The 8539-nt window shown below is 54.5% G+C and carries 6 protein-coding genes; 2 read left to right on the top strand and 4 right to left on the bottom strand.

What is annotated here, in order from left to right:
* Nucleotides 1-21: 21 nt before the first annotated feature.
* The 3 genes from WKT05_RS10255 to WKT05_RS10265 form a co-directional block, all read right to left on the bottom strand.
* The gene (locus WKT05_RS10255; protein WP_340414018.1) at nt 22-1377 is read right to left on the bottom strand and encodes an MATE family efflux transporter; all 1356 of its coding nucleotides are present in this window, start codon (nt 1375-1377) and stop codon (nt 22-24) included.
* A 94-nt stretch (nt 1378-1471) separates the two neighbouring features.
* On the bottom strand, nt 1472-5302 hold the full coding sequence (locus WKT05_RS10260) for an FtsX-like permease family protein (RefSeq protein ID WP_340414019.1): 3831 nt from the start codon (nt 5300-5302) through the stop codon (nt 1472-1474).
* A 1-nt stretch (nt 5303) separates the two neighbouring features.
* A complete protein-coding gene (locus WKT05_RS10265; protein ID WP_340414020.1) occupies nt 5304-6005 on the bottom strand; it encodes an ABC transporter ATP-binding protein in 702 nt (233 codons plus the stop codon).
* A 117-nt stretch (nt 6006-6122) separates the two neighbouring features.
* Between WKT05_RS10265 and WKT05_RS10270 the strand changes: the two genes are divergently transcribed.
* Both WKT05_RS10270 and WKT05_RS10275 read left to right on the top strand, forming a co-directional pair.
* Nucleotides 6123-6617 (top strand): YcxB family protein, encoded by a 495-nt coding sequence (locus WKT05_RS10270; RefSeq protein WP_340414021.1) that lies wholly within the window; start codon nt 6123-6125, stop codon nt 6615-6617.
* 5 nt (nt 6618-6622) lie between these two features.
* Nucleotides 6623-7759, top strand: coding sequence for a copper amine oxidase N-terminal domain-containing protein (locus WKT05_RS10275; protein ID WP_340414022.1), 1137 nt, complete (start codon nt 6623-6625; stop codon nt 7757-7759).
* Nucleotides 7760-7851: 92 nt separating this feature from the next.
* Here the strand turns inward: WKT05_RS10275 and WKT05_RS10280 are convergent, their stop codons facing one another.
* On the bottom strand, nt 7852-8352 hold the full coding sequence (locus WKT05_RS10280) for an ECF transporter S component (protein ID WP_340414023.1): 501 nt from the start codon (nt 8350-8352) through the stop codon (nt 7852-7854).
* Nucleotides 8353-8539: the final 187 nt, after the last annotated feature.

Here is an 8539-nt window from a genome sequence, read left to right on the forward strand (position 1 = left end):
GTGCACCGTGTGGTGCACCGATTAATCTTTTTCCACAATGGGTTTGATTTCAGTTTCGTTGACCTTTTTCATAAAGGCGATGGCGATGAGCATGGCCATGAGTTCCGCAATGGGGTAAGCGAGCCACACATAGGCCAAGACGCCGGTCTTTGAAAAGAGATAGGCCAAGGGCACGATAAAGATCAGCTGACGAACCAGGTTCACGATCATGCTCAAGAGGCCGTTGCCGAGGGATTGGAAGATCCCGGAGCTGATAATGCTCACGGCGGCGAAGATGAAGCTCACGGAAATAATCCTCAACGCCACGACGCCGATGGAGAGAAGCTCCGGCGAGGGATCGAAGAAGCCCATGAGCTGTGCCGGGAAAACTTGGAAGATGATGAAGCCCGCGCTCATGACAATGAGGGCCACTTTATAGGCCAGCTTAATGACTTCGTAGATTCGCTCCCGATGCCCGGCGCCGTAGTTGTAGGCGATAATGGGCACGAGGCCGTTGTTCATGCCGAAGATGGGCATAAAGACGAAGCTTTGCACCTTGAAATAGATCCCGAGGGCCACCACGGCGGCGGCGCCGAAGACGGCGAGAATGGCGTTGATCAAAAAAACGGACAGGGAGTTTACGGAGATCATAATGGCCGAAGGAATGCCCACGGCTAAAATGCCCTTAATTATGGCGCCGTTAATGTGGAAGTGGTCTTGAAGGAGGTTCAATTCCTTGTTCCGCTTGAAATTCAAATAGAGGCCGAAGAGAAAGGCGATGATTTGGCTGCTTACCGTGGCCACCGCCGCCCCAGCGACGCCCAGTTTCGGGAAGAAGGCCCAGCCGAAAATAAAGAAGGGATCCAGAATAATGTTCAGCACCGCGCCGAAAAGCTGGGTGAACATGCTGTAGAGGGCGAGCCCCGTGGACTGCAACAGCCGCTCCATGCAGATCTGGCCGCAAAGGCCCACGCTGAAGAGGAAGCAGATGTCTAAATAGCGCACCCCTTCTTTTAAAATTTCAGGATCGGCGGTTTGCATGCCGATTAACTGCGTCGAGGCCATGGTCCCGAAAACGGCAAAGAGCACGGCGACGACCATATTTAACAAAAGGCCGTGTTGGGCGCAGAGATTGGCTTCCCGCTGATTTTTCGCCCCTAAGTGGCGGCTCAGAAGGGCGTTCATGCCCACGCCGACGCCGATGGAAAAGGCGTTAATAAGCATTTGCATGGGAAAGGCCATGCTTACCGCCGCCAGGGCCTTTTCCCCTAAGCGGGAGACCCAGATGCTGTCCACGATATTGTACAAAGCCTGCACGAGCATGGACAAGGCAATGGGCAGAGAAATACTCATCAAAAGCTTCGGTATCGGCTCATAGCCCATTCTGTTTTCTTCCATCTTCCACCTCCTATTGTTTCTGCATAAATGAAAAAGGGCACTCCGGCCCTTTTTCCATTCCACTATACTACCATTTCAAAAGCATGGAGTCAAGTTATTCCACGCCTTTTAAGGCTTCCACCATGTCGATGGTCTTGAGTTTTCTGTGGAAGTAGCCCATAAGGAGCACGGAAATCACCACGGTAATCACGGCGGGCAAGAGGTAATTTAAAAGGCCCAGTGTGGGATCCAACATGGCGAAGTCCGGCACGACGACGCGAATGACCAAGAGGTGCAGCCCCTTGCCCACGACAAAGCCCAGGAGAATACCCACCGCCGTTAATGTGCCCGTCTCTCTGTAAATGTAGCGGGTGACTTCTTTCGGGTGGAAGCCCAAAACGCGAATGGTGGAAATTTCCCGGCGCCGCTCTTCGATATTAATATTAGTCAAGGTAGAGAGGACCACCACGGCCAAAGTGGAAGAGGCCGCCAAGATAACGAAGACGATGAAATTAATATTCCCCGCGATTTCGTCCACCATGTGGCGCAAGTCGCCGATGCCGGTGAGGGCCACGACGGAATCGTAATCTTTGTAGCGAGACACATCGGCTCCGGCAGCGTTTACGAGGTCCGCATTGGTCTTGTAGCTCTTTTTAAAGACCGCTTCGTAGGTATCCGGATCCATATACAAATAGTGGCCGGCGTAGCCTTCGGCAATGGCGGCGACGGGCACGTCGTAGAGAACGTCGTCGTCGTTTTTCACTTCGATGACGCCCCCTGCCTCCACACCTTTAATGGCGGCGAGTTTTTCCGTAATCACGGCGCCTTTTAAGGGGATGTTTTCGCCGGTTTTTCTGTTTCGCAAGGTAATGACCCGCTTCAGATCCTTTTCGTTTTCGGGAACGATCATGGTCACGGGCTGGTCGATGTAGCCTTCATCGGCCACGGCCAGGGTTTCCACATAAGCGCTGCATTTGGCGCGAATGTATTTATCCTTCGCGATTTTTTCTTTGTAGGCTTTGTGGGCGTCTTTGTCCAAAAGGGGCTCGTAGAAAATCATGTGGTCGTACCGATTCAGTACGTCAAATTGCTTTTCCACCAGGCCGTCCACGGAAGTGCGGATGCCGAAGCCCAACACCAAGAGGGCCACGCAGCCCATAGCGCCGACGATGGTCATGGCCATGCGCTTTTTGTCGCGGAAGAGATTGCGTGCCGTCACTTTTTGGAAGAAGGACAGGCGACTCCACAGCCACTTGATCCGTTCCAGGAAGATCCGCGTGCCCTTGGCCGGGGGCTTGGGCATAAGGAGGGCGGCGGTTTTTAGCTTCAGGCTGCGGCGCACGCTTACATAGGCCACAAGGCCCGTGGCCACCATGCCTGTGAGGATGGCGAGAAGGATGCGCCCGGGGTAGAGGCCCATGGCGAGGTGATCGAAGATGCCGCTGGCCAAATAGGCATCGGCGATGACCTTACTCAGCAGGTAATTGCCCAAGAAGGCGCCGGGAATGCCGCCGAGAAGGGCGGCCAAGGTGCCGAAGCGCACGTATTTGTCGGCGATGGCGCCGTTGTTGTAGCCCAGGGCCTTGTAGGTGCCGATGACCATGCGGTCGTCGTCCACCATGCGGTTCATGACCGTGGAGGCGAGGAGCATGGCGATGGCAAAGAAGAAGACGGGGAACACGGCGGAAAGCTTGTCTACCCGATGGGCGTAGTCTAAGAAGACGAAGGTGCGCATTTCTTCGTTAACGGGCGTGATTTTATAATCCGGCTTTTTCAAAATGGTGAGCAGTTCCTTCGCCCGGTCCACATCTTCCTGCCCTTTTACCAAATCTTTTAAGGCGTCGGCCCGCTTCTTTTCGTAGGTGGCGCGAGCCGAGGCCAAATCGCTCCTGCCCCGTAAAAGTTCTTTTTCCGCACTGTCCAGCTTTTTCTGCCCATCCGCCTTTTCACGGGCGAAATCCGACGTGCCCTTCTTGTATTGATCTTCTCCTTCGCTGAGCTGATCTTTCGCGGCGAGAATGGCGGCCTTGCCTTCCAGAAGGGATTTTTCTTTTTCGCTTAATTCCCCTTCTTTTTGGCGCAGCTCGGCTTTCCCCGCTTCAATGGCGGCGAGAGCCTCTTCGGCCTTGGCGCGGCCCGCCGCCGTCTCCCGCTTCTTTTCCATAAGGAAGGCTTCTTTTTCTGCGAGGTCCCGCTTGGCGGCCTCCAGTTCTTCTTTTTTCTTACGCAGAAGTTCCTGTTGGGCGCGGATTTTCTCCGCCGTCATGTCGCGGGCGGCCTGCACCTTCATTTGGCCCTGAATCATTTCCGTGTACTTGGCGATGGTGCCGTCGGTTTCGGCGAGGGCGGCCTTCGCCTTCGTCAATTCAGCCGAGGCGGCATCGAGGGCCTGCTTTGCCGATGCGAGGGCTGGATCCTTAAGCTGTGCCTGCAATGCATCCCTTTCGCTTTTCTTTTGCGAAATTTGTGCTTGGATCTCTGTGGTATCCGCGCCCTCTTCTGTTGCCTTTTGAAACTGTTTATTTAGCTCGGCCAATTGCTTATCCAACGCGGCTATTTTTCCGCTAATGCCGTTCACATCAATGGAGGAGGCTTTCGCATCGTAAGCCTGTTGGGCTGCTTGCACCGCGGCAGTCTTATTATCTACATCTTCCGCCTTCGCCGGGCGTGCGGCCTTGGCGGCGGCCACTTTCCCTTGGGCATCGGCGATTTGCGCGGCAGAAAAGGGCAGCTCCGGCAGATTGACATTGGGCATCTCGGGGATCGTCCCCGCCTCGAGCTTCCGCTTCGCCTCGTTCAGCGCCGCTTCTTCCTTTAAAATCTGATCCATGGCCGTGTCCGCGCGGGCCATGCCTCCGCGGGCTTCGCTTTCCTTGCCCTGAATGTCGCTCATGGCGGCAGCAATGGCATTTTTCCCGTCGAGAAGGGCCTTTTCGCCGCTACTTAACTGATCTTCCTGAAAGAGAATGCTCTTTCGCGCCTGATTCAGCTTGTCTCGGGATTCGGCCAATTTCTTTTCCCCTTGGGAGAGGCCCCGAGCAAACTTCGCCCGATTGTCCCGGAGGGCGCGGGCGCCGCGATCCAGCTTCCGCTCCCCTGCATCGATTTTTTCCAGGCCACGATCCAATTCGTCGTAGCCTTCTTTTATGTCCGCTTCCCCTTCGTCGATGTCCTTTCGCTTGTCCGCCAACAGCGCATCCAGCCGCGCGTCGCCCCGATTTTTGAAGCGGTGGCGAAATTCCTTTCGGTGGGCGGTGTTCAGCGCTTTATATTCCTCGCTGTAGACGGGAAGATTCTTTAGGTCATCGAAGAGAAAATGCACCTCCGTAATGGTAGGGTCCTGAAAAGCCAAGGGTACGACGTAGCCGAAGCCGTCGATCTTGTCGCCCTTAGGCGTGGTTCCCTTATCCGACTTGTCCAAAAACACGGGGCTCGTGGCAAAGCCCACCACCTTAAAGGTATAGCCCGCCATCATGGGCGGCGCGCCCTCGTCCAGAAGGTCCTCTTCCTTTTCGAAGACCACGGTATCCCCGAGCTTGTAGGTGCTCTTCAAGGTAGGGTCCAGAAGAATCTCGTCCTTTTCACGGGGCAAGCGACCTTCCGTTAACAGAGGGCGGCTGATCCGCTTCGGAAGGGAGGAGAGGTAGAGGGTCTTTAATTCCTTCGTGGTTAAATAGCCCGTGTGGAAATATTCCTTTCCCCGCACCCCTTCCATGTCGTCGATAAGGCGCAAATCTTCCTCTTCCAAGCCGTCGGATGCGGCGAGGCGCAAATCGTAGGCATTGGATTTCTTCAAGGTGTCGGCCACGGTGCGGCGCATAATGGGCCCGGTGACCGTGAGGCCCACGAGAACGAAGACCCCTAATAGGACCAGGGCCAAGAGGGAGAAGAAGCGCATCTTGTGGCCGGTAATCTCCCGTATAAAATCTTTTTGTCTCGCATCCATACTACCACTCGATTTCTTCAATGGGCACGGGGTGCTCGTTTAAATACATGGCCCGCACCTTGGCGTCGCTGATTTCAATCACACGGTCCGCCGCATCGGCAATGGCCCGGTTGTGGGTAATGACGATGAGGGTGTGGTCGTGTTTGCGGCAGCTTTCCTCCAAGAGAAGGAGCACCTTCTTCCCGGTCTTGTAATCCAAAGCCCCGGTGGGCTCGTCACAGAGAAGCAGCTTGGGATTCTTCCCCAGGGCGCGGGCAATGGCCACCCGCTGCTGCTCCCCGCCGGAAAGTTGGCTCGGGAAATTGTTCATTCGCTCGCCCAGGCCCACTCGCTTCAAAATCATTTCCGCGTCCAGGGCGTCCTCCACAATGGCATTGGCCAGCTCCACATTTTCCAGAGCCGTGAGATTGGGGATCAAATTATAAAATTGAAAGACAAAGCCCACGTCCTTTCGCCGATACGTAGTGAGCTCCCGGTCGGAAAAGGCCGCAATGTCCTTGCCGTCCACCAAGACCTGGCCGGAATCGTTGGTGTCCATGCCGCCTAAAATATTTAAAATCGTAGACTTCCCCGCCCCCGACGGGCCGACGATGACGACAAACTCCCCTTTTTCCACGGAAAAAGAAATCTTGTCATTGGCCACGGTCTTCGCCGATCCCGCGCCGTAGGTTTTCGTCGATTCAATAAATTCTACATAGGCCATTAAATCCCCTCCTTTGCTTATGACTATCTTACCACGTTTAAAGCCGCGAAACACCTTGCAAGGCCCCATTTCCTTCAGTACAATAAATTTATAAAACAACGACCGAAAGGAGGCTTCATGAACAAAGCATTTACCATTACCGAAGACGACTACTTTGCCTACCAATGGCATTTATTTAAACACAACCCCACGGCCAAGCGCAGCATGACCATTCAAATGCTCGTCCCCATCGCCGTCTTTGTCGCCATTCCCATCTTTTACATCGCCACGAAAAAACCCGTCGAAGGGCTTTATCCCCTGGGCGCCGCCATAACCCTTTGGCCCCTTCTCTACCGCTTCTTTTTTAACCGCAGCATGCAGAAAAAGCTCAGAAAACTGATTCGCAAAATGGAAAAAGACCTGCCCATCGGCGAACACCATGTGGTCATCACCGAGGAAGGCATCACAGACGGCGACGTGAAGTTTAGCTACGACGACATCCGCTCCGTCATCGCAAACGAAAACTACCTCTACCTCTTTTACAAGGACGCCACTCAGGCCTATTTGCTTCCGAAAAATCTGGCCAACGACAAAATAAACAGCTACATCGGTAGTAAAAACAAGAAAGGATGATTCCCGTGAAAAAACGCCTGACCCTACTCTTTACCCTGGCCCTCCTTTTCTTTGCGGCGCCCGCCGCATACGCCGCCGACTTCACCCTGTGGATCAACGGCTCCAATCCGGCCGGCGGCGAAGACATGCCCTACATTAAACAAGGCCGCGTCATGGTGCCCTTGCGACTGATCTCCGAAAGCTTCGGCTTCGACGTCACCTGGAACGGCGCTGAGCGCAAGGTAACCATGGCCCCGGCCAACGATCGCGTGAAAAACATGCCCACCTTCAGCGTAAAAATCGGCAGCCGCGCCATTTACGCCAACGGCAATCAGCTTTCCACCACCGATGTTGCGGCGGAAATTCGAAACGACTACACCTACGTGCCCCTGCGCGCCATCGCCGAACTCTTCGGCTACCCTGTGCGCTGGGACGATGGCGATCGGGCCGCCATTATCGGAAACGAAGAGCCCGTGCCCTATGTCAATCGCTTCGGCGCGAAAGACATGGCCCTCTTCCTCGACGGACAGGATAAGGGGCGAATTAAAGCCTTCGCCGAAAAGGGACAGCTCTACGTTCGGGCCGATGCCTTTGCCAAAGCCATGGCCATGAGCTATAAACAAGAAGGCATGACTTTTAGCGACGATCCCCTGGACCTTACGATCAATATGAAGGCCAAAGACGGCTTCGGCATCACCTACGACTGCCGCTACGTCACGTCCACCGACGGACTGAACTTCGGCATGTACGCCATGGACAATTATATAATCCGCGGGAACAAAGCCTACATTGCCATCAACTGCTTCGTCGATGCGAAACACATGAAGCTCAATGTCGAAGGCGATTCCATCCGCCTCACGACGGATCCCACGCCGGAGACCTACCCCATCACCATTCTGAAATACGAAGACGAGGGCCGCAGAGTCCGCTACCTGCCCTCGAAATCCGGCATGACCGTGGTGTGGAGCGGCAAAAACTATCGATTAAAAAACAGCGCAGGCAAAGAAGAAAACCTGGGCAAATACATGGAACGGATCTTTGGCGACGACAGCCTCCATCAATCGCCCCCATCCGACAAAACCTTCCACCGCGCCCTTGGCATGAACAACCACTTCTACCTCATGCGCCAAGGCAAAATGATTATCGGCGGTGCCTCCGACTGATGAATACAGAAACGACGCCCGAAAAGGCGCCGTTTTTTTGTGCAACAAAGCCCGCCGGACATCCGACGGGCCGTAAACCATGTTTTATGAAATTATGCCGCACCCTTTTCGCCCATGGCGCGATTCAAAACAGGGTAAAGAATGTCCGCCAACAAGGCACCGCCGATCCCCTGAATCAAATTGGGCACAAAGCTTGCAATGGCCGTGGGGAAATTATAAAGAATAAATCCTTCCGCGAGCAAATAGCCCACAGCCATAACTACGCCCCCGGCCAAACCGCAGAGGATAAAGCTCAGCCGCGTCTTTTCGTGCAAGAGCCCTGCCACAAAGCCTTCCAGCCCCTTCACCACCAAAGTAATGGGAGCGTAATAGCCGTAGCCCGACAAAAGATCCGCCAGGGCCGAGCCGATGCCGCCGATCAGCCCGCCGGCCATCTTGCCCATTAACAGCGCCGATGCGATCACTACCGTGTCCCCCACATTTAAATACCCCTTCGTGGCGGGAATGGGGATTTGAATCATCATCGTCGCCACCGTGGTCAGCGCCATAAACATGGCCATCATCGTCAACTTCTTCGTCGAAATACTCTTCATGTCTTCACCTCTCTCGACCCATTATAGATCAAAAGAAAAACGACCATAAGCAGCAGTCTGCAGTTTTTATAGGGTACCACAGGGCAGAGACCCGCTTCGTAATTGCCACATCCGGTAGTACAAGCAGAGCCTTTGCCATGAGCCGGAAGTCTCGCCGCAAACAAATAAAGACCGCATCGTGCGGTCT

The organism is Peptoniphilus sp. HCN-40583 (assembly GCF_037892835.1).
Classification (GTDB): Bacteria; Bacillota; Clostridia; order Tissierellales; family Peptoniphilaceae; genus Aedoeadaptatus; species Aedoeadaptatus rachelemmaiella.